Source organism: Kitasatospora sp. NPDC058444 (assembly GCF_042721415.1).
Taxonomy (GTDB): Bacteria; Actinomycetota; Actinomycetes; order Streptomycetales; family Streptomycetaceae; genus Kitasatospora.
Window position 1 is genome coordinate 1 of sequence record NZ_JBHXLL010000037.1, and the last position, 19,374, is coordinate 19,374.

General features: G+C 71.2%; 19 protein-coding genes. 3 read left to right on the plus strand and 16 right to left on the minus strand.

Annotated elements, in window-relative coordinates; translation table 11 throughout:
* From ACFWP2_RS29690 to ACFWP2_RS29755, 14 genes are all read right to left on the minus strand, one after another.
* Window positions 1–473 (minus strand): biotin carboxylase N-terminal domain-containing protein (locus ACFWP2_RS29690; RefSeq protein ID WP_380457052.1); only part of this gene is annotated, 473 nt, incomplete at its 3' end.
* Window position 474: 1 nt separating this feature from the next.
* On the minus strand, window positions 475–1,023 hold the full coding sequence (locus ACFWP2_RS29695; RefSeq protein ID WP_380457054.1) for a flavin reductase family protein: 549 nt from the start codon (window positions 1,021–1,023) through the stop codon (window positions 475–477).
* Window positions 1,024–1,122: 99 nt separating this feature from the next.
* A complete protein-coding gene (locus ACFWP2_RS29700; protein WP_380457056.1) occupies window positions 1,123–2,808 on the minus strand; it encodes an NAD(P)/FAD-dependent oxidoreductase in 1,686 nt (561 codons plus the stop codon).
* Window positions 2,809–2,844: 36 nt separating this feature from the next.
* Window positions 2,845–3,675 (minus strand): SAM-dependent methyltransferase, encoded by an 831-nt coding sequence (locus tag ACFWP2_RS29705; RefSeq protein ID WP_380457058.1) that lies wholly within the window; start codon window positions 3,673–3,675, stop codon window positions 2,845–2,847.
* 55 nt (window positions 3,676–3,730) lie between these two features.
* Complete coding sequence (locus tag ACFWP2_RS29710) at window positions 3,731–4,912, minus strand: acyltransferase family protein (RefSeq protein WP_380457060.1); 1,182 nt, start codon at window positions 4,910–4,912, stop codon at window positions 3,731–3,733.
* 153 nt (window positions 4,913–5,065) lie between these two features.
* A complete protein-coding gene (locus tag ACFWP2_RS29715; protein WP_380457062.1) occupies window positions 5,066–5,971 on the minus strand; it encodes a MarR family winged helix-turn-helix transcriptional regulator in 906 nt (301 codons plus the stop codon).
* Window positions 5,972–6,060: 89 nt separating this feature from the next.
* A complete protein-coding gene (locus ACFWP2_RS29720) occupies window positions 6,061–6,717 on the minus strand; it encodes a hemerythrin domain-containing protein (protein ID WP_380457064.1) in 657 nt (218 codons plus the stop codon).
* Between the two features lie 113 nt (window positions 6,718–6,830).
* On the minus strand, window positions 6,831–8,150 hold the full coding sequence (locus tag ACFWP2_RS29725) for a cation:proton antiporter (protein WP_380457066.1): 1,320 nt from the start codon (window positions 8,148–8,150) through the stop codon (window positions 6,831–6,833).
* A gap of 55 nt (window positions 8,151–8,205) precedes the next feature.
* A complete protein-coding gene (locus ACFWP2_RS29730; RefSeq protein ID WP_380457068.1) occupies window positions 8,206–8,796 on the minus strand; it encodes an NADPH-dependent FMN reductase in 591 nt (196 codons plus the stop codon).
* Window positions 8,797–8,805: 9 nt separating this feature from the next.
* The gene (locus tag ACFWP2_RS29735; RefSeq protein WP_380457070.1) at window positions 8,806–9,207 is read right to left on the minus strand and encodes a nitroreductase family deazaflavin-dependent oxidoreductase; all 402 of its coding nucleotides are present in this window, start codon (window positions 9,205–9,207) and stop codon (window positions 8,806–8,808) included.
* Between the two features lie 95 nt (window positions 9,208–9,302).
* Window positions 9,303–10,361 carry an ester cyclase gene (locus ACFWP2_RS29740; RefSeq protein ID WP_380457072.1) on the minus strand — a complete coding sequence of 353 codons (1,059 nt, stop codon included), beginning with the start codon at window positions 10,359–10,361 and terminating at the stop codon, window positions 9,303–9,305.
* On the minus strand, window positions 10,358–10,729 hold the full coding sequence (locus ACFWP2_RS29745) for a dehydrogenase (RefSeq protein WP_380457205.1): 372 nt from the start codon (window positions 10,727–10,729) through the stop codon (window positions 10,358–10,360). The genes ACFWP2_RS29740 and ACFWP2_RS29745 overlap by 4 nt, the downstream gene beginning before the upstream one ends.
* Window positions 10,730–10,980: 251 nt before the next feature.
* Window positions 10,981–12,000: a methyltransferase gene (locus ACFWP2_RS29750; protein ID WP_380457074.1), complete on the minus strand. Its 1,020-nt coding sequence runs from the start codon at window positions 11,998–12,000 to the stop codon at window positions 10,981–10,983.
* Between the two features lie 498 nt (window positions 12,001–12,498).
* On the minus strand, window positions 12,499–13,950 hold the full coding sequence (locus tag ACFWP2_RS29755) for a DHA2 family efflux MFS transporter permease subunit (RefSeq protein ID WP_380457076.1): 1,452 nt from the start codon (window positions 13,948–13,950) through the stop codon (window positions 12,499–12,501).
* Window positions 13,951–14,124: 174 nt separating this feature from the next.
* On the opposite strand from ACFWP2_RS29755, the gene ACFWP2_RS29760 reads away from it, so the two are divergent.
* The gene (locus ACFWP2_RS29760) at window positions 14,125–14,994 is read left to right on the plus strand and encodes a MarR family winged helix-turn-helix transcriptional regulator (RefSeq protein WP_380457078.1); all 870 of its coding nucleotides are present in this window, start codon (window positions 14,125–14,127) and stop codon (window positions 14,992–14,994) included.
* 477 nt (window positions 14,995–15,471) lie between these two features.
* On the opposite strand, the gene ACFWP2_RS29765 is transcribed toward ACFWP2_RS29760, so the two are convergent.
* Together ACFWP2_RS29765 and ACFWP2_RS29770 are read right to left on the minus strand one after the other, a co-directional pair.
* Complete coding sequence (locus tag ACFWP2_RS29765) at window positions 15,472–16,113, minus strand: ScbR family autoregulator-binding transcription factor (protein WP_380457081.1); 642 nt, start codon at window positions 16,111–16,113, stop codon at window positions 15,472–15,474.
* Window positions 16,114–16,346: 233 nt separating this feature from the next.
* Window positions 16,347–17,108 carry a response regulator transcription factor gene (locus ACFWP2_RS29770; protein WP_380457083.1) on the minus strand — a complete coding sequence of 254 codons (762 nt, stop codon included), beginning with the start codon at window positions 17,106–17,108 and terminating at the stop codon, window positions 16,347–16,349.
* 415 nt (window positions 17,109–17,523) lie between these two features.
* Between ACFWP2_RS29770 and ACFWP2_RS29775 the strand changes: the two genes are divergently transcribed.
* The gene (locus tag ACFWP2_RS29775; protein WP_380457085.1) at window positions 17,524–18,282 is read left to right on the plus strand and encodes a hypothetical protein; all 759 of its coding nucleotides are present in this window, start codon (window positions 17,524–17,526) and stop codon (window positions 18,280–18,282) included.
* A complete protein-coding gene (locus ACFWP2_RS29780; RefSeq protein WP_380457087.1) occupies window positions 18,279–18,572 on the plus strand; it encodes a MerR family transcriptional regulator in 294 nt (97 codons plus the stop codon). Before ACFWP2_RS29775 ends, ACFWP2_RS29780 begins: the two co-directional genes overlap by 4 nt.
* Window positions 18,573–19,374 lie beyond the last annotated feature (802 nt).

Below are 19,374 nucleotides of genomic sequence, written 5' to 3' on the forward strand. Positions count from 1 at the left end.
GCCTTGATCGCGACCGGCAGACCGTGCTCCCGGGCGAACGCGACGACCTCGTCGGCACCCGCCACCGGGTCCGGCGTGCCGGCCACCAGCGGCGCGCCGGCCCGCTGGGCCACGTGCCGGGCGGTCACCTTGTCGCCGAGGTCGCGGATGGCCTGCGGCGGCGGACCGATCCAGATCAGACCCGCGTCCAGGACGGCCTGGGCGAAGTCGGCGTTCTCCGACAGGAACCCGTAACCGGGATGGACGGCGTCGGCACCGGAGTCGGCCGCCGCCTTCAGGACCTTGGCGATGTCCAGGTAGCTGGTAGCGGGAGTGTCACCGCCCAGCGCGTAAGCCTCGTCGGCCGCGCGGACGTGCAGCGCATCCCGGTCCGGCTCGGCGTAGACGGCGACGCTGGCGATACCGGCGTCCGAGCAGGCACGGGCGACGCGGACGGCGATTTCCCCGCGGTTGGCGATGAGCACCTTGCGCACGTCAGGATGCCCGTCGTGACGCGGGGGCGAGCTCGCCGTCGAGGACGCCGAGCGCGCCCGCGTAGAAGATGAGCGGTTCCTCGTCCTGCTGCGGGATGCCGAGCTCCACGACCTCGCCGACGATGATGTCGTGGTCGCCTCCCGCGTGGACCGCGACGGTCGTGCAGGTGAGGAACGCCAGCGCCTCGCTCAGGACCGGCAGGCCCGTCACTCCGTCGTGGCAGGGCGTGTCCGGGAACCCCTCCGGCTGCCGCCCGGCGAAGGCCCGGGCGAGCTTCTCCTGTTGGCCGGAGAGGAAGTTGACGGTGAACCCGCCACTGGCCGTCAGCAGCTCCTGCAGACGCGAGTGCCGATGGAGGCAGAAGAGCACCAGGGGCGGGTCCAGGGACACGGAGGTGAACGAGTTGACCGTCGTACCGTCGGCCCGGCCATCGGCTGCCGTCGTGATGACCGTCACCCCGGTCACGAACAGACCGCACACGCGACGCAGGGCGCGCGGGTCGATGGGGCGTGTCTGGTGTTCATGTATCAACGAACGCGCTGCGGTCATGCGCTTCCCCTTCAAGGGTGGAGTCGATGGGAGCAAGCCACGTCGGCGGGACCGGACGGGGTGCCGCGGCACGTCCCGCGGCACCCCGTCCGGCCTCGCTCAGAGCAGCTTCCTGACCTTCGCGCCAGCCTTCAGGATCCCCTTGAGGAACTCCTTGCCCACGTTGTTCATCTCGTCCGGGGCCTGGAACGACGCCCAGTAGAGGAAGCGGGCCATCGTCAGGGTGGAGGGCGAGACGAACCGCTGGCTCTCGTCCTTCCAGCCGAAGGCGGGGTTGACGATGTCGCAGTCCCTGAGCATCCGGAAGATGACGTCGGCCGCCTCGTCCCCGGTCAGGGCGCCCGCCTCGTACTTCTCGCAGGTCTCGGCGGTGGATTCGAGCAGCGTCTTGAACTTCTCGCTCTCCGGCCACCACAGTCCGGGGAAGCGGGTGTCCTCCAGCTCCCGGAAGTGCCGCTCGTCGCCGTCCCTGAAGTGCTTCAGGCGCGCCCGCGTCAGCCGCATCGTGCCCGGGCTGATGAACGAGCCCCACACCCGGAACACCGCGTTCCACAGGCGGAAGTGGGAGAACGCGATGAAGGAGCTGTTGACGATGTCGTCGTTGTACTTGAGCAGCCCCTGCTCCAGGCGCTCGACGTACTCGAAGCGCTCGGCGGAGAAGTCGCCGTCCTTGAGCGCCTCGATCAGGCGCGAGGTCAGCGCGTCCACCACCTCGAAGGTGTTGGACAGGCCGCGGGAGAACAGCGGGTCCAGGAAGCCGGCCGCGTGGGACATCAGGCACCAGCGGTCGCCGATCGTCTGCTTCGACGAGTACTGCAGCCGGTCGGTCGACACCCACTCCCGCACCCGCGAGGCACCGACGAACTGCCGCTTGACCGCCGGGTACCGGTCGAGGAACCGGGCGAACTCCTCGTCCGGCGTCAGGTCCTTGGGCTTGGGGTACGTGCGCTCGTCCATGGTCAGGCCGACGCTGCACAGGGGGTTGCGCGACTTCTTGTGGTTGTCGAAGGGGATGATCCAGAACCAGCCCCGCTCGATGAGGTGGTGCATCGTCCCGGTGTGCCAGTCCGCGGGCGGGCGCAGCTCCTTGGGGTGTCCGCTGACGTCGTCGAACCGCTTGATCCCGACGTAGTGCGTGAACATCGAGCGCGAGTGGTGCTTGAAGCGGGCCGGCTTGTCGCGCAGGTCGAACTTCTCCGCGAGCGGCGAGCGGAAGCCGCTCGCGTCGATCAGGTACTTGCCGCGGAAGGCCTCGCCGTTCTGGCCCGTGACGGTCACCCCGTCGTCGTCGAAGTCGACGGCGGAGGCGCGCCAGTTCTGCTTCGCCGTGCAGCCGTACTTGACGGCGACGTAGAACATGAAGGCGTCGCTGTCCTGGCGGAACATGTGGCTGTTGTTCAGGAAGATCTTCGGCAGGGCGAGCTGTGTCGCCTGCCTCGGGTCGGGCTCCTGGCCGGGCTCGTGCTTCATGAAGCCGAAGTGGGCCTTGGTGCCGAAGGTGGGGGCGATGTCGCGGGTGCTGGCGTTGATGCTGGCCAGGCTCTTGAGCTCGGGTATGTGGTGGCGTTCGGCCAGGATGTGGATCCATTCCACCAGTTGCGGTGTCATGGATTCGCCCACCGCGAAGCGGGGGTGGGACGTCGCGTCGATGAGCAGGACCTTGGCGCCGTGCCGGGCCATGATCGTCCCCGCCACCGAGCCGGCCAGCCCGGTTCCCAGGATGATGACGTCGTACATCGCCTTCCTGGGGATCTCCGTGGTGCCTGTGGCCGTCTTCGTGACCATGAGCTCTCTCCCTTGGGTGCGGTCCGATGGGCAGCGTCAGCTCTTCGTGGCGACGGCGGCGTAGCCTGCGGCGTCCTCGCGCGAGGTGGCGCGGTCGTCGTCGGTCGCCCGCTCCTCGTCGGTCTCCCACTCGTTGGTCGAGACCACGCCGGGGGCGGCCACCGTCCAGCCGGGGGTGGCGAGGAAGCGCTCGATCTCCTCGCGGGAACGCTGGGCGAGGGGAACGCGCAGCCTGGTGTAGATCTCGTCGACGATGACCCTGACCTCGGGCGAGACGTAGTCGGGGCTGGAGTGCGTGAGGATCACCATGCTGCCGGGGGCCAGCGCCTCCTTGTAGCGCTCGACCAGGGCGTACGGGTCCTCGTCGTTCAGGATGAAGTGCAGCAGCGCGCCGAAGACCACGCCCACCGGCTGCGACAGGTCGAGCAGTTCCTTGGTCGCGGGGGCCGCGAGGATGGCGTCCGGGTTGCGGAAGTCCTCGGCGACGAAGGCCGTCCGTCCGGCCCCGGTCTCGGCGATGATCCGCTGGGCGTACTCGGCCACCAGCGGGTCGTTGTCGACGTAGACGACGCGGGCGTCGGGTGCGACCTCGTGGGTGGCCTGGGCCGACGGGAAGCCGCTGCCGACGTCCAGGAACTGGCGCACGCCGTTGCGGGCGGCGTGGCGCACGGCCCGGTTCAGGACGCGGCGGTTGGCCCGGGCGCCCACCGGACTGCCGGGCATCAGCTTCACGAATCCCTCGGCCGCCTCGCGGTCCACCGGGAGGTTGTCGCTCCCGCCCAGGTAGAAGTCGTAGATACGGGCCGGGTGGGGGCGCTCCTGGGGAGCGGCGCCGGCGTCCTGGGCGGGGCTGGCGGAATCAGACATGTCCACATCCTTGATCGGCTGTCGGTGCGTTGACGGAAGGTGGTCGTGAGGGGGGTCAGCCGGCGCCGACGCGGAAGGTGGCGTCCTCGGCGGCCGGGGCGGTCCGGGTGTCGTGGCGGCCGGCGGACCGCGGCCTGCTCCAGCGCTTCATCGCCGGCCGTTCGACGAGCAGGTACAGCGCGTGGGCCAGCGCCAGGGTCAGGGCCCAGGCCAGCAGGCACAGGCCGAGGGCGGCCGCCCAGCCGAAGGGCCTGCGGTCCGCCAGGTGGACGGCGCCGCCGGTGAGCACGGAGGCCTGCAACAGGTAGAAGGCGAAGGACACTTCGCCGAGCCAGGTCATCACCCTGCCGCGGAAGGGGGATCGGTGGCCCCGCACGTCGGCGACGGCGACCGCGGGGATCAGCAGGCCGACGGGGATCGCCCAGGTGGCGGAGAGGGTGTAGAGGAACGGGACGTTGAGGGCGGCCGCGTAGCCGACCGCGCACAGGGCGAGCGCGTGGTGGATGCGCACGCCGATCCAGCGGTCCGTGAGCACGATCCGGGCCAGCAGCATGCCGAGCACGAACTCCAGCATCCGTACGGGTGGCAGCTGGTAGACGAACCAGCTCTGCACCGCGTTGACCGGCAGGCCCGGCATCGGCGGACCGCCCGCCAGCGCGGCGTAGGCGAACGCGGGCAGTGCCATGACGGCGGCCGCGAACCCGCAGGCCCACGCCCACAGGTGCTTCGGGTCGATCCGCCGGATCCAGCGGTACAGCAGGGGGAAGCAGGCGTAGAAGAAGAGTTCGCACCCCAGCGACCAGCTCGGCCCGTTGACGCCGAAGGAGACGGCGGGGTCCCAGGACCACGTCTGCACGAGGAGGATGTTCGGCAGCCACGTCTCCCAGCCGGTGGCGCCGGCGAAGACCACCAGGGCGAGGACGAAGGTGACGAGGTGGTTGGGGTAGAGCTTGACCAGGCGTCGGCGCAGGAAGCGGCGGGGTGCGTCGTGCGGGCGGGCGGACCAGGCGAGGATGAAGCCACTGAGGATGAAGAAGAACGCGACCCCGAGCCCGCCCGCCACACCGAAGAGGCGGCCCGCCAGTCGCGCGCTCTCCCCGCCGAAGGGCGTGAGCTGCGGATTGGTCACGTGGTAGAGGAACACCGCCATCGCGGCGAGGAACCGCAGGCCGGTGAGCGAGGGCAGGCCCGGTGCCCGCGGGGCCTTCTTCGTCGGTGGCGCCGACCGCACGTTCATGGGCTGTCCCCTCACCGATTGGATGCTCTTGCGCATGACGGGGCGCAGCGGGGCCTGTGGGCGGCCGGCTGCGCGGTGACCGGGTTGTTCCCCTGCCGGGCGGGCGGGGTGGTGGACGGACCCGCCGGGGCGGCTGCCGTGGCGGCGGGTCGCTCAGGCCGCGGGTGCGGCGGGGTCCAGCAGGCGTGACAGGAGGGAGCGCAGCTCGTGGGCGCCGTCGCTGCCGAGCAGTGCGGCGATCTCCTCTTCCAGGGCGTGTACGGCGTTCGCGACCAGCGCCAGGTGTTCGTGTCCCGGCTGTGTGAGTTCCAGCGCGTGTCGGCGGCGGTCGTGGGGGTCCTGACCCTGGCGTACGGATCCGCTCGCGACGAGTTCCCTGACGAGTTGGGAGGCGGCGGGCCGGGTGATCGCGAGGTGTCCGGCGAGGCGTTGCTGGGCGCACGGCCCGAGTTCCCGCAGTCCGCGCAGTGGTCCGTAGTGCCGGACGCGCAGTGCGGTGCCCGCCAGTTTCTCGTCGCCGAGTCGGCTCAGCCGGTGGTGGACCTGTCCGACGAGGTACTCCGGGCCGCGGGCGAGGAGTGGTTCCGTTCCGGGCAGCAGTCGGGACAGCAGCGTTTCCAGCCGGGTGTGTTCGGCCGGCTGGAGGGGCGCGGTGAGTCTGCGTTCCCGTTCGGCCACCGCGCGGCGCCGTACGGCGAGGGTGCGGTGGCCCTGGGGGGTGAGGGAGAGGACGTGCGAGCGTCGGTCGCAGGGGTTGCGGGTGCGGGCGAGCTCGCCGTGCTGTTCGAGGGCGTCGACGACCGCGACCATGATGGTGCGGTTGATGCCCAGGCGGTTGGCCAGTTCGAGTTGGGACAGCCAGTGCCCTGTCGCCAGGGCCTCCAGCACGAGGCAGTCGCGTGCGTCGGCGTCCTGTTCGGCCGCGGAGGCGGAGAACCGGGCGTGTACGCGGCGCAGGAGGTAGGTGACGAATCCCGCGAGTGTGTCGGGGAGCGCGCCGGGGAGGTCGGGCGGGTGCCATCCGGCCGTCTCGTGTCTGTCCTCCAGCTCGCCCGGCACCGCCGTACCTCCCTCGTGGATGTGCGGCCGGTGTGCGGTCGGATGTCCGCACACCGGCCGCGTCGCGTGCGGTCGCCGCGAGGGTCGGCTCAGGCCGAGGCCTCACCGTTCCTCGCGGCCCAGAGGTCCAGGGAGGCGTAGGCGTCCCGCCATTCGGCTTCGTACGCCGCCCTCAGCGGGTCGGGGATGTGCGCGAGGATGGACGCGGCGCGGGCCGCCTCCATCTCGTCGAGGATCCAGGGCAGGTACCGGTGCGCGTAGTCGCCGATGCCGTCGCGCTGGGTGGCGCTGAAGGTCAGCCACTCCTCCTGCGTCATGGTCCTGTCCATCAGCTGCAGTGCCTCGGTCTCCTCGTGCTTGAGGTGGCCGGACAGGTCGGTGTGGAGGGTGTCGACCAGTCCGCCCAGCACGTCGAGGCCCGACTCGCGGTCGGCGAGGGCCGCGTCGATGCTGTCGAGCAGGGGGTCTATGACCGCGTGTTCGGCCTCCATCGCCTGGAGCAGGGCGAGGTCGTCGGGGCGGCCGGCCAGCTCGCGCTGCATGACGGGCCAGACGGTCACGTCCTCGGACCTGTGGTGGACCTGGAGGAACTTCTTGAAGAGCTCCCAGCCGACGGCCGTGCTCAGGACGTGCCTGGGGTCGTCGTCGACCCGGGCCGTGACGCGTGCGATCCGCTCCAGTTCGCGGCGCAGGGCGTCGTGGATGGCGAACATCATCGTCATGTCGAGCTTGTACTGGTAGCCCACAGCTGTCTCCCTGCTTCCGCCGTACGTGACATCCAGACTATCGTCACTCGTCCAAACCATCAACATTCCAATTAATCTGGTCCGTCCGCGGCCGGGAGGCGGGGCGGGACGCGCTACGCGGTCTCGGCCGGTTCCTTGGAACGGGCCGGGCGGGCGGTCCGGCCGGCGTCGGCGGCCTCGGGCTCAGGCTCGGGCCGGGAGCCGAGGATCCGGGTCAGTGCCGGGGAGGTCATGGCGGTGGTCAGCAGCGCCATCACGACCAGGATGGTGAACAGGTCGGTGCTGATGACCTTCAGGCTCAGTCCGATGTTGAGCACCACCAGTTCCGTGAGCCCGCGGCAGTTCATCAGGACGCCGATGGCCAGGGAGTCGCGCCAGCGCTGGCCGGCGATCCGGGCCGCCACGCTGCCGCCGCCCCACTTCCCGAGCACCGCCACCGCCATGACCGCAAGGCCCCACAGCCACTGCTCGCCGGAGCGGGCCAGCGCCGCCAGGTCCGTCTTCAGGCCGGTGCTGACGAAGAACAGGGGCAGCAGGATCGGGACCGCCACCGCCTGGAGCCGGGCGGCCGCCCGCTCGACCACCGGGGAGTCGCGCGGCACCACCGTGCCGAACACGAACGCGCCGAACAGCGCGTGCACCCCGATCTTCTGCGTCGCCAGCGCGGACAGGCACAGGCCGCTGAAGAGCACGACCAGGACCGCGCTGTCCGACAACTTCCGCTCGGCGCGGGCGAACCAGCGCACGAGCAGGGGACGCACCGCGTACAGCATGGCCAGCATGTAGAGGACCGACAGCCCGACGGTCACCAGGACCGACGTCAGGGAGCTGTTGCCGGCCACGGCCACGACCACGGCCAGCAGGCACCACGCCGTCACGTCGTCCACCGCGGCGCACGCCATCGCCACCGCGCCCGTCCGCGTGCGGTAGAGGTCCCGTTCGGTCAGGATGCGGGCGAGCACGGGGAAGGCCGTGATGCTCATGGAGACGGCGATGAACAGCACGAACGGCACTCTGCCCACGCCCGGTGGCGCGAAGGTCCCGTACATCCCGAGTGCGAGCGCCGAGCCCAGTACCAGCGGCAGCGCGATGCTCATCTGGCTGACGGCGACCGCCGTCCGGCTGTGCCCCCGCAGGAGCCCGATGTCGAGGGCCAGGCCGATCAGGAACATGAACGCCAGCAGTCCCAGGTCCCCGAGGGCGCCCACGAAGGGCAGGACCCCGGAGGGGAAGAGGCGGTGCTGAGCGTCGGGCCAGACCAGGCCGAGGAGCGAGGGGCCGAGGCAGATCCCGACGGCTATCTCCCCGACGACGGCGGGCTGTCCGAACCTGCGCACCGCCCATGCGCCCAGCCCGGAGGCCAGGATCACCACGGGGATGACGACGAGCAGGTGGGGAAGCGGGTCACTCGTCGCAGCAGCGGCTGTGTGCATCGGTACTCCTGCTTGGGTGGTGGCGGGAGCCCCTCTGCGGACTCCACCGATCGGTTCAGGCCCCGTAGGGACGTAGCTTCTTGGCGTCGCGCAGCACCCGGCCCCACCAGACGAGTTGGTCCAGCATGACCTTGGCGGCGGCGGCCGCCGCCTCGGCGTCGGCCGGGAAGCGGCCCTCGGCGTCGTAGTGCTCCAGGACACGCGGGAAGCCGACGGTGTCCTTCAGACCGACACAGTGGAACTCGGCGAAGATCTGGCGCAGGTGCTCGACCGCCCGCACTCCCCCGGCCATGCCCAGGCCGTAGCCGACGAAGCCGACCGGCTTGGCCTGCCACTCCTCGTTGAAGGAGTCGATGAGGGTCTTCAGGGGCCCGGGGACGGAGCGGTTGTACTCGGGGACGATGAAGACGAACGCGTCCGCGGCGGCCAGCCGGGGACGGAGCGCGGCCGTCCGCGGGTCGCCCGCGTCGAGGGTCGCCGGCAGGAGCGCGTCCGCCAGGTCGACGACGTCGGTGACGAGGTCGTCGCGCCCGTCGGTCTGGTCCGCCAGCCACCGCGCGATGTCGGGCGCGAGCCGCCCGTCGCGGGCCGAGCCGACCACGACCACCGCGCGCACGGCCTCGTGGGGAATCGGTGACACGGGCACGGCTCCCCCTCAGCTCCTCGTCCGCACGGGCTCCCTCACCGGGGTGAGGGAGAGGAACTCGGTGGCCCCGACCCGCGCCAGGATGGCCCTGGTGAGCGCGGGCATCGCGGTACGGCCGTCGTCCGTGAACACGACCGGCTCTCCCAGGGCGATCCGGCGTCCGCGCGTGGTGATCTCGCAGCCGCCCGCCGCCAGCACGTTCTTGACCCAGTCCGAGCCGGGCCCGTACGGCAGCGTCACGACGATGTCCTGGCCGCGCCGGAACAGCTTCACCGGGGTGCTGTACGGGCGCCCCGACTTCCTGCCGCGGTGGTGGACCCGGCCGAAGCCGGGCATGCGGCTCAGGACGGGCCCCACGAAGCGGTTCGCCACCCGGCGGTTGAAACGTGCCACCTGCCTGGGGATCGGCATGGTCTCCTCCTAGTGCGGGTACTCGGGGTTCGCTGCCCGCGCACGGGACGCCCGGCCGTCGGCGCCGGGCGCCGACGGCCGGGCCGTCGCCATCGTCAGGCGCTGGGCTTCCCACCGCCGGGACCACCCGGGGTGAGGGGGCCGACCGGCTTGCCACCGGACATCAGGAAGCGCTGGAGGGAGAAGTTGTCGACGATGCCCCACCGCTCGGCGACCTTCTCCCCCTCGAACCGGAAGAAGATCATCCCGTGGTGCTCGATCTGGAGGCCGGTCGCCGGGATCCCGATGAAGGGGCCGGTGTGCCGGCCGTACATCACCCAGCGGATGGCCGCCTTGTCGCCGTCCGACATGAAGTCGAGGATCTCGTACTTGATGTCGCTGAAGGCGCCGCGCTGGATCTTGATCGTGTGCTTGAACGCCTCGGGCCCGCTCATCGAGTCGTCGTGGCTTCCGTTGTTGCGGAAGTCGGGGGTCAGGTAGCGGTCGGCGGCGGTGAGGTCTCCGTCGTTGAGCCCCTCGCTGTAGATCCGCTCGATCACTTCACGCTGCTTCTCCGCACTGATCATGCCGTTGCCCTCCAGGTGAGTGTCTTCGTGTGAACCGGACTGCCCCTCACCGCGGCCGCCGAGGAGTGCGCCCGCGGCGAGCGTCCCCTCGTCGACCGACGTCACGGCCGCCGAGGCGCGTCCGGTGCTCCAGGTGATCCGCAGCCGCATGCGCGTGAAGCGCCAGCCGGCCGGGGTGCGCCGGACGGACGTGTCGAACCGGCCGCCCAGCTGGAAGTAGTGCGAAGCCGCCGGCGGCCGGGGGGAATCGAAGTGCAGGTGGGAGGCGATCAGGCTCCACGCCACGCTCGCCCGGTCCCCGTCGAGCTCGACCAGCGCGGGCGAGCCGTGGTGGTGGGTGCCGTCCCAGCGCTCCATGATCTCCCCGGTGAACGCCGCGGCCCCGGCGCGCCCGTGGTGGCTGCCCACCGGGAAGACGAGCTCGACGTCCTCCGTGAAGAAGGAGCGGGCCCACTCGTCGTCGAACGTCCCCTCGTCGAGCGAGGCCAGGTAGCGCTCGGCGAGGTCGCCCAGGGCCGCGCGGTCGGCCAGGTGGGCGATCCCCGCGTGGAGTTCGGCGGCCGACGCCCCCGGCTGCGCGTCCGTCATGACACCAGCCGGGCGGTCGTCTGCGCGTCGGTGGCGTAGATCACCACCCCGTCGGGGCCGTGCACGACCGCCTTGCCGACACCCGTGAACGTCGTCCCGGACAGCTCCGCCGTGATGTCGATCTGGATGTAGGCGGCGTGGTGACCGTTCGGGCTGATCTGCCCGACATTCGGGTTGAACACCTCACGGAAAGAGAATTCAACAGTGCTGTCACCCGTCGCGGTCCACGTGCCGGAACCGCCGCTTTTCTTCGTGACGACGGTCAGCGATCCGTCTTCCTCGAAAACGACGGCGTAGTCGTCGACTTCGCCGTCGTGCGAGACCGTTCCCTCCCATTTCCCCGAGAGGCGGGCAGCGGAAATGGACATCGGCTTCACTCCCATGAAAGTAATGGAGGTTCTGACTGATGTGCGCGTGCGGCCCGCGGGGAATGACGCGGGCCGCCGGGGACCGAACCCCGGAAATACGGAACCCCGGAAACACGGGCCGGCGGGAATCCGGAGCGGCCGGAATCCGGAGCGGCGGGAATCCGCACGGCCGTTCCGGAACGGGTCCGTCGTCCCCGGCGGCGCGGAGCCGGCTCGGCGCCGCCGGCCCGCGCGCGGCCGGCTCCCGCGGCTCAGGCCGCGCGGAGCTCGATGACCGACCGGGTGGCGACCCGACCGGGGGCCTGGTGCACCTCGACGACCGTCAGGCCCGCCGCGCGGGCCAGCTCGATGTTGTCGGCCAGCTTGCGCTCCTTGCCGCCGTAGTAGGCGAGCATCCGGACGTTCATGCCGGTGTCGGGCGACTGGCCGTCCGCCCCGGTCTCCTCGATGACGAAGACCCTGCCGTTCTCCCCCGCCGCCTGCGCGCAGCGCTTGAGGATCGCGACCGCGGACTCGTCGTCCCAGTCGTGGATGACGGAGGAGAGCACGTAGGCGTCGGCCTCGGGCAGCGGGTCGAAGAAGCTGCCGCCGAGCACCGAGGCGCGCTCGGAGAGGCCGGCGGCCGCCAGGTACTTCTCGGCGCGGTCCACCGTCCCCGGCAGGTCCAGGACCGAGCCGCGCAGCGTGGAGTGCGCCTTGAGCAGGGCGCTGAGCAGCACCCCGTTGCCGCCGCCGAGGTCGACGAGGTGCGAGAACTTCGACCAGTCGTAGGCCGCGGCGATCTTGTCGGCGTCCTCGCCGATGTTGCCGGCCATCAGGGAGTTGAAGGACTCGGCGAGCGGCTTGTTCGAGGCGAGCTCGTCCCAGAACGGGACGCCGTAGCGGACGGGGTGGGACGGCTGCCCGGTGCGCACCACGTGCGCCAGCTCGACGAAGCTCAGGTCGGCGCGGCCGATGGCGCCCTCGATGTCGATCAGGGCGCGCTGCGGACCGGGGTGGTCCGAGCGCAGGGCCTGGCCCTTGTCCGTCAGCCCGTACTCCTTGCCGTCACCGCTCAGCAGTCCCACCGTCACCAGGTGCTGCAGGACGCAGTCCAGGGCGACGGCGTCCAGCCCGGCCGCCTCGGCGATGGCCTCCGACGTCGTGCGGCCGGCGGCGATGTGGTCGCCCACCCCGAAGGTCGCGGCCACCCGCACGGACATCGGGGTGACCAGGTCGGCCATCCGCCACAGCTCGAGGTCCGGGACGCCGCCGTCGTGGTTCTCTGACATGTGATCTGTCCTCTCTCAGTGCCGGTACCGGTACGACTCCGGGTCGTACCGAGGTGGTAACGGGTGACTGCGCGGGCGGGGACAGGGTCGTGTGGCGCCCGGCAGCGGCCCGAAGGTACGACGAATGCGTTCCCGTCCGCCGAGCTGCCGGAAGTCGGTTCGTATCGGCCGCGGGAAATCATCCCGAAGGGCCCGGTCGAAATGAGCGGGACCATTCGGGGAGCATTGCGGTGGAGAAAACGGCCGCAACTCGGGCGGCGGCGGGAGGAGTTAAAGGGAGCCGCCCGGACTTGGGCACGGCTCGTCCCCCACAAGAAGCGTGACATACCCGGGAATGAGCGTCAAGGCTCTTTCGGAGTAATGCGGTCGGGGGCTGCGACGAACCCGCCGCGGCCTGTCCCCGGAACTCGGTGAGCCGCCCAACCGGCCCGCGCGGGGTGCTGAATTACACCGCTGGCGGATTCGATTGGACGGCTCATGCGTTCCGGGGGCGACGGCTCACGCCGGCTGCTGTTGTTGCTGCTGCTGTCCGGCCGGCCGGACGCACACGGCCCAGGCGATCGCGGAGACCAGGTAGAGCAGCGCGGCGCCGATGAACCCGACGGTGTAGGAGTCGGTCAGCAGCGCGGGCGTCTGCTCGCCGCCGTCGAGCGTCGCCAGGGCGATCGCGGCCAGCACCGACAGGCCCAGCGCGCCACCGACCTGCTGCCCCGTGTTGATCAGGCCGGCAGCGATGCCCGTGTCCTGGGGCGCGACCCCGCGCACGCCGACGATCGTCGCGGTGACGAAGGAGAGGCCGAGCCCGAAGCCGGCGACCAGCTGCGCGGGCAGCAGCACGGCCCAGGCGCTGGTCGTCGGTCCGAGCGCGGCGAACCAGAAGGTGCCGACGGTGGCGAGGGCGAGCCCCAGCAGCGCCACCGAGCGCTCCGAGGTCTTGGCCAGCAGCTGCGGGCCGACCCCGCCCGCCGAGATCACCATGCCGACCGCGAACGGGAGGTAGGCCATGGCGCACTGCATCGGGGTGTAGCCCTTCACCACCTGCATGTACAGGGTGAGGAAGTAGAAGGTGGCGGCCATGCCTCCGCCCACCAGCAGCATCACGAGGATCGAGCCGATCCTGCCGCGGTCGTGGAAGAGCCGCCCCGTGAGCATCGCGGAGCGGCTGCGGAGCTGGATGACCAGGAACACGATCAGCAGCACGAGCGCGACGGCGAGCAGCCCGATGGTGCGCCCGCTCGCCCAGCCCTCCTTGTCCGCCTCGTTGATGGCGTAGATCAGCGAACCGAGGCCCAGGGTGACGGCGATCGCGCCGGGCAGGTCGATGCCGCCCTGCTCGCGCTCGCCCTCCCTCAGGACGGAGACGCCGAGCAGCACCACCACGGCGATCGGGATGTTGACGTACAGCACCCAGCGCCAGCTCAGGTACTCGGTCAGCACGCCGCCGAGCACCAGGCCGACGACGGAGCCGAGCCCGCCGACCGCGCCGTACACGCCCATCGCCTTGTTGCGCGCCGGGCCGGCCGGGAACGTGGACGCCAGCAGGGACAGCGCGGTCGGCGCGGTCAGCGCGGCGCCCACGCCCTGGAGGGCACGGGCCCCGATCAGCACCGCCCCGGCCGTGGCCAGGCCGCCGATCAGCGAGGCGATCGTGAAGATGACCAGGCCGATGGAGAAGACCTTCCTGCGGCCGAAGATGTCACCCAGCCGTCCGCCGACGAGCAGCAGGCCGCCGAAGGTGAGCAGGTACGCGCTCATCACCCAGCTGAGGTCCCCGGCCGCGAGGTCGAGGGAGCTCCGGATGCTCGGCAGGGCGACACCGACGATGGTGGCGTCCAGCACGAGCATGAGCTGGGCCAGGGCGATGACCCCGAGGGCGATGCCCAGCTTGGGTTCGCCCTCGGGCGGTGCCTCCGCCAGTGAGACCACTTCGGGTCCTTCACTCAGAGTCATGGGACTCCTCCACTGTTTCAACGAGGCCAGACACCCGCTCCTCCGGCCTTCCCATTACCCAAGGGAAGGTACAGTCCACGGTCCGAACCGTCAACGTTCCAATTAATCACGGATCCAACTATCACTGTTTGGTAGCCTGGGGGGCTGAAGCATGCCGACCAGAATCGAGGCAGGGTGAGCGCCATCAAGTCGACGGAGGGCCAGGACCGCACCGCGCGGACGCCGACACACGGGTACTTCGGCGATCTGCTGCGCCGGGTGTTCTCGCGCTTCGCCGTCGACCCGATGGACGACGCCCCGCAGTCCCGCGACTTCGTGCTCCTGGACGTGCTGGCGGACGGGGACGCCCGCTCACAGAAGGACCTCGCCGAGCGCCTGGGCATCAACAGGACGGTCATGGTCCGGCTCATCGACCGGCTGGAGGAGCTGGGGCACGTGTCCCGGACCAGGAACCCGGCCAACCGCCGCTCCTACGTCCTGTCGCTGACCGACACCGGACGCGCCGCGCTCGACGAGATGCGCGAGGCCATGACCCGCCGCAACACGCAGATCGCCGCGACCCTGACGCCCGCCGAGCAGCAGCGGATGACCGCCCTCCTCGGCAGGCTGCTGCCCGCGACGGAGCAGCCCGCGACCCAGAGCATCGAGTACCTCATCACCCAGGCCCACCTCAACCAGCGGCGCACCTTCGACGCCATGCTCGGCGACCTCGGGCTGCGGGTCAGGCACTTCGGCCCGCTGACCGCGATCGACGAACTCGGCCCCTGCCCGCAGCAGCGGCTGGCCCAGCGCCTGGCGATCACCGAGCCGGCCGCCGCCGAGGTGGTCGACGAGCTGGTGCAGGCGGGGATGGTCTCCCGCGGGAAGGACCCGCACGACCGCCGCCGCTACGCCCTGGAGCTCACCAACCGCGGCCGGGCGCTCATGCCCTCCCTGTACGAGGCGGGAGAGCGCATGCAGTCGGACACCCGGGAGGCGCTGGGCGCCGACGGGGAGAGCGAACTGCGGTCGCTGCTCGGCAGGTTGCTGGAGACTCACGACTGACCGGCCCCGTCGGGGGCGCCCCTCGGACACGGAATCCGAGGTGAACGGGCGTCAGGGCGCAGCTCTCCGTTGCCATGGGTTGCGGGGGGGGAGGTGTGAAGGCCGTGGCCGCGTGCCACCGGGGGGACGTGGCACGGAACAGGCGCCCGGCGGGCGTGTGAGACGCCGTCGGCCGGGGTGGGGGGAACGGTCCGTCGGGACACGCCGACGACCGGGGGGTGCCACTTCCCCGCGCCCCGCCAGGGGCTTTCCCGTTGTCCGGGCAGGGGACGGCCGCGAAAAGTGTGACACGTGCACGCGTCGCGGGCAATGGCGGTTTTCCCCGCCCGCGAGTTCGCCCGTTCGGTCCCGAAGGGGCGGAATTCACCGTTCCGAAGCGGAACGCGCCGGCGGCGTTTTCACAATCCGGCGCATTCGCCGTAGGACCGTAGGTCCGTAGGCCCATGGGCCTACGGACCTACGGGCGGGAACGGTCTCTCACTCCCAGGGCTCCAGCGTCTTCGAGCCCCGGGGGTCGAAGCGGTCCAGGCGCCGGGGCGGGACGATCGCCGGCAGCAGGAACCGCCACATGTCGGCGACCCGGTCGTGGAGGTCGGCGCGCCGGGTGCGGAAGTCGGAGGTGATCTGGATGCCCACGAACGCGCCGACCAGGTACGTCGCGACGTCCGTGGTGTTGATCTCGGGCTTCACGTCCCCCCGGCCCTGGCAGAACGCCAACGACATACGGAACTGCTCGATCCACACCTCGTACGGGCGGAGGTCGCCGCCGTCGAGCAGGCCCCGTTCCAGGACCAGCCGCATCCCCGCCCGCACCCGTACCTCACGGCACAGGGCGCGGCCCAGGTAGTGGGAGTGGTCGATGAGGTTCTGCAGGCCGAGGTGCCGCTGGGCGGGCTCCTCCGGGTTCACCGCGTCGAACTGCTCCTGCACCAGGGCATGGGCCAAGGACTCCTTGGACTTGAAGTGAAAGTACAGTGCCCCCTTGGTCACGCCGGCTTGCTGCGCGATGTCGGTCAGGCTGGCTTCGCCGAACCCCAGGCGGTCGAACACGGTCGCCGCACCGTCGAGGATCGTCTGCCGCGTCGCTTCCGCACGCTCTTGTCGCACTTTGGTCGCCATCACCCTAGTCCCTGCACGGCACCGGACGTGGCCAGCGCCTCTTCCGAAGTTCCCTGCCTCGCGGAGCCCGCACTCCAGGTGCGTGGCGCAGCTCCGACCGAAAACCAGTCGCCTGGTACTGCCCTGTCCACCGGAGGCCCGCCGGGAGGCGGGCGGGGCCCGCGCCGCGGCCGGCCGCCGGTGCGGCGCCGGAGCGGGCCCCGCCCTCCCGCCCCGGGTGCGGCCCGGGCATCTCACTCCGTCCTGGCATCGGGAGCGGTCAGCTTGTACCCGACGCCGCGCACCGTCCGTATCCACTCGGAGCGCCCGAGCTTCCCGCGGAGCGAACCCACGTGGACGTCGATGGTGCGGGTGGAGCCGAACCAGTTCTCGCCCCACACGCGCGAGATGATGTCGCGGCGCTCCAGGACCACGCCGGGGTTCGCCGCCAGGGCGGCCAACAGGTCGAACTCCCTACGGGTGACGCGTACTTCCCTCCCCTCGAGCAGGACCAGGCGGGCGGCCTGGTCCAGACACAACTCCCCCACCCGGAGCGCCTGGGAGAGCACCGCGCCGGTGGGCGCGGGGGTGTGCTCCGGCTCCTGGCCCGTGGTGCCCGAGGTGCCGGTGTGCGTCGCGTGGCACACGATGCACATGGCGCAGCAGGTGGTGCGCCGCATGACCGCCTGGATGCGGGCCAGCAACTCGTGGTGGCTGTCGGGCCACCGCACGATGTCGTCCGCCCCCATGTGGAGGGCCAGCACCCGGTCCAGTTCGCTTCCCTCGTCGCTCATCGCGATGACCGGAACGCTGGAGCTCTCCCGGATGCGGCGGCACACCTCGTGACCCGCCAGGTCCGGCAGGCCGAGGGCCAGCAGCACGAGGGTCGCGCCCGAGAGCTGGCGCAGCGCCGCTCCCCCGGTCCTGACCCACTGTGTGCCGTAGCCGTGGCTGACCAGCGCGTGATTGAGCAGCGCGGCCGCCTTGTCATCGTCGTCGACGATCAGAACGTTCATAGATCGACACCTTCCACACGGGAAGTGCGCGCGACAGGTACCGGTCGCCGCCCGCCGATTGATGAGTACTTAACAAATAAGATAATACAAGCCGGTCGACCGGCTATCAATGGCGCGTCGATCCAAACCCCGGTCGTCGTACCCACCCCAACTGCCGTCCCCGCGCTACGACTTTACAGACTGCTTACCGAATCCGAACGCAGCCGCAGGTTCTACACAGAGCTCTAATATGCCCCTGTCCTGTGGCCGGTTGATCGTCCGACTTCCACGCGCCAACAATGGTGGTCCGGCCGGTCCCGCGACTCCGTCACGGTGGGCCGTCGACCGCGGCCCAGGCACATCGCAGGTCAGCCGCAGCGCCATGGGTACAGCACTGGTCACGCGGAAAGAGCGTCCACCTCTCCACACATCAGGAATGATCTCCATGCCGATAGATATGCCGGGGCACCACATCGCACCGATGGCCGAACGGTTCCGCAGGCCGTCCGGTACGTCGCCGTCGCGCGGCTGTGCCTCCTCCCGCTGCGCACCCCCGCCCACGGCCGGCCCGCGGACCCCCTCCGCCGCCGCGCGGCTGTGCGCCGACTGCGTCGACCTGCTCCGTGCCAACCTGCGCAGGCTGCTGGACGCCTACCGCGAGAGCGACCACGCGCTGACCCCCACGACGCCCCGCTCGGGGGTACGGGTCGGCGGCACGAAGACGGCGAAGGGCATCGTCCTCGACCAGCGGGCCATGGACCTGCGCTCGCGCATGACGGAGACGCTCGCCTCGTGGGCCCGGCTCGTCGTCGACGAGACCCGCTCGCCCGGACCCCGCCACCACGGCGTCGTCAGCCTGGTCGACTTCCTGCGCCAGAACATCGAGTGGCTGGCCGCCCACCCGGCGGCCGCGGACTTCGACGAGGAGGTCCGCCAACTGCTCGAATCGTGCAGGACGGTACTCGGCCCGACCCTCGAGCGGCGCACGCCCATCGGCGTCTGCCCCGAGGCGGACTGCCACAGCACGCTCCACGTCATCAGACAGGCGGACGCCGCGGCCCGGCACTCCAGCATCGCCTGCGACTCCGGGCACGTCCTGCCTCCGCAGGAGTGGCTGCGCTACGCGGGCGGCCGGGGTTCCGCGATGACGCGCAACGACATGGCCCCGCTCACCGTCGCAGAAGTCCGCTCATGAGCACCGCCGGCTCCTCCGGCAGACGCTCCGGAGTGCGCACCGTGCCCACGGAACTCGCCGCGCTCGCCGCCGGCGTCTCCCCCGCGACCATCAGGAAGTGGGCCAGCCGCGGAAAGCTGACCCGCCACGGGGCGCCCCAGCGGGCCGAGTACGACCTGGACGAACTGCGCGCCCTGGTGGCCGGGTCCTCCCGCACCCCGTCCGACGGGACTCCCGGGCACACGACGCAGCCGGGAGGTCCCCCGCCCGCCCCGACCCGCCGGCAGAACGGCGCGCAGGGGCAGCCGTAGCCGGGTGGCGGCCGTGACGCACGGGGCTGACTCCGCGACGTCCCCCGGCCGGCGGCCACCGCCGCGGACGGGGTGGCGGACGCACGTCCCGGGCGCCTCCTTCCAGCCGTCCCGTCCGCCCCAACCGCCGGAGCGGGAGCGGGAGTTGCTCCCCCGCACGGCCCGGTACGAGTAGCCGCTCGGCGGTGCCGCGCGGGTTCCGTCGGCCCGCCCGGGGCCGCAGTGGTTCGATGGCGAACCGGCCGGGTACGGGCGGCCGCCCGGAATGCTCCGGCAGAAGGCCTTTTCCGGTGTGCGGTAAGGCGGTTCGCGCGGGAAAACCGACCGGCGGTACCGACCGGCGGTTACCGGCCGCCGGAAATGCCCCGGGGAAAACCTCAGGAAATCCCCGGGAAATCCCAGGAAAAGGCGAGGGACGGACGCGGCGCGGTTCCACGGCGAGGAGGACCTCCCGGTCGGGGAGGTCCCCGGGTCCGTCCCCGGTGCCGGGCGGGTGGGACCGGGCGGCGCACTGTCCGCGGCCGCGGTCTCCGCGGCACGGGAGTGGACCGCGCGATGGACGTCGCAGGTGCGGGTTGCGGCGGTCACGTCCGTTCCGGCGGGCCCCGCCGACGCCCCCGTCCGCCGCGCGGCGGCCGTCGGCGGGAGCGCCGTCCTCCGGGCCGGCCGAGCGCCCCCGAACGGTTCGGTGCGCACGCTCCCCCGGGAGCGGGCGCCCCCCAACCCGCCGCCGAACGAGGGGGCCCGCGCCAAAAGCCCGGGCCGCCCAGCCCCCCCCCCGCCACCCCGACCCGCCAACCCC

What these genes read in the sequence shown, in the direction of transcription:
- ACFWP2_RS29765 (WP_380457081.1), bottom strand. Translation starts at nt 16,113, where the DNA reads ATGGCGACCAAAGTGCGACAAGAGCGTGCGGAAGCGACGCGGCAGACG.
- ACFWP2_RS29725 (WP_380457066.1), bottom strand. Translation starts at nt 8,150, where the DNA reads ATGCACACAGCCGCTGCTGCGACGAGTGACCCGCTTCCCCACCTGCTC.
- ACFWP2_RS29780 (WP_380457087.1), top strand. Translation starts at nt 18,279, where the DNA reads ATGAGCACCGCCGGCTCCTCCGGCAGACGCTCCGGAGTGCGCACCGTG.
- ACFWP2_RS29750 (WP_380457074.1), bottom strand. Translation starts at nt 12,000, where the DNA reads ATGTCAGAGAACCACGACGGCGGCGTCCCGGACCTCGAGCTGTGGCGG.
- ACFWP2_RS29705 (WP_380457058.1), bottom strand. Translation starts at nt 3,675, where the DNA reads ATGTCTGATTCCGCCAGCCCCGCCCAGGACGCCGGCGCCGCTCCCCAG.
- ACFWP2_RS29740 (WP_380457072.1), bottom strand. Translation starts at nt 10,361, where the DNA reads ATGACGGACGCGCAGCCGGGGGCGTCGGCCGCCGAACTCCACGCGGGG.
- ACFWP2_RS29755 (WP_380457076.1), bottom strand. Translation starts at nt 13,950, where the DNA reads ATGACTCTGAGTGAAGGACCCGAAGTGGTCTCACTGGCGGAGGCACCG.
- ACFWP2_RS29745 (WP_380457205.1), bottom strand. Translation starts at nt 10,729, where the DNA reads ATGTCCATTTCCGCTGCCCGCCTCTCGGGGAAATGGGAGGGAACGGTC.
- ACFWP2_RS29735 (WP_380457070.1), bottom strand. Translation starts at nt 9,207, where the DNA reads ATGCCGATCCCCAGGCAGGTGGCACGTTTCAACCGCCGGGTGGCGAAC.
- ACFWP2_RS29770 (WP_380457083.1), bottom strand. Translation starts at nt 17,108, where the DNA reads ATGAACGTTCTGATCGTCGACGACGATGACAAGGCGGCCGCGCTGCTC.
- ACFWP2_RS29775 (WP_380457085.1), top strand. Translation starts at nt 17,524, where the DNA reads ATGATCTCCATGCCGATAGATATGCCGGGGCACCACATCGCACCGATG.
- ACFWP2_RS29710 (WP_380457060.1), bottom strand. Translation starts at nt 4,912, where the DNA reads ATGAACGTGCGGTCGGCGCCACCGACGAAGAAGGCCCCGCGGGCACCG.
- ACFWP2_RS29700 (WP_380457056.1), bottom strand. Translation starts at nt 2,808, where the DNA reads ATGGTCACGAAGACGGCCACAGGCACCACGGAGATCCCCAGGAAGGCG.
- ACFWP2_RS29695 (WP_380457054.1), bottom strand. Translation starts at nt 1,023, where the DNA reads ATGACCGCAGCGCGTTCGTTGATACATGAACACCAGACACGCCCCATC.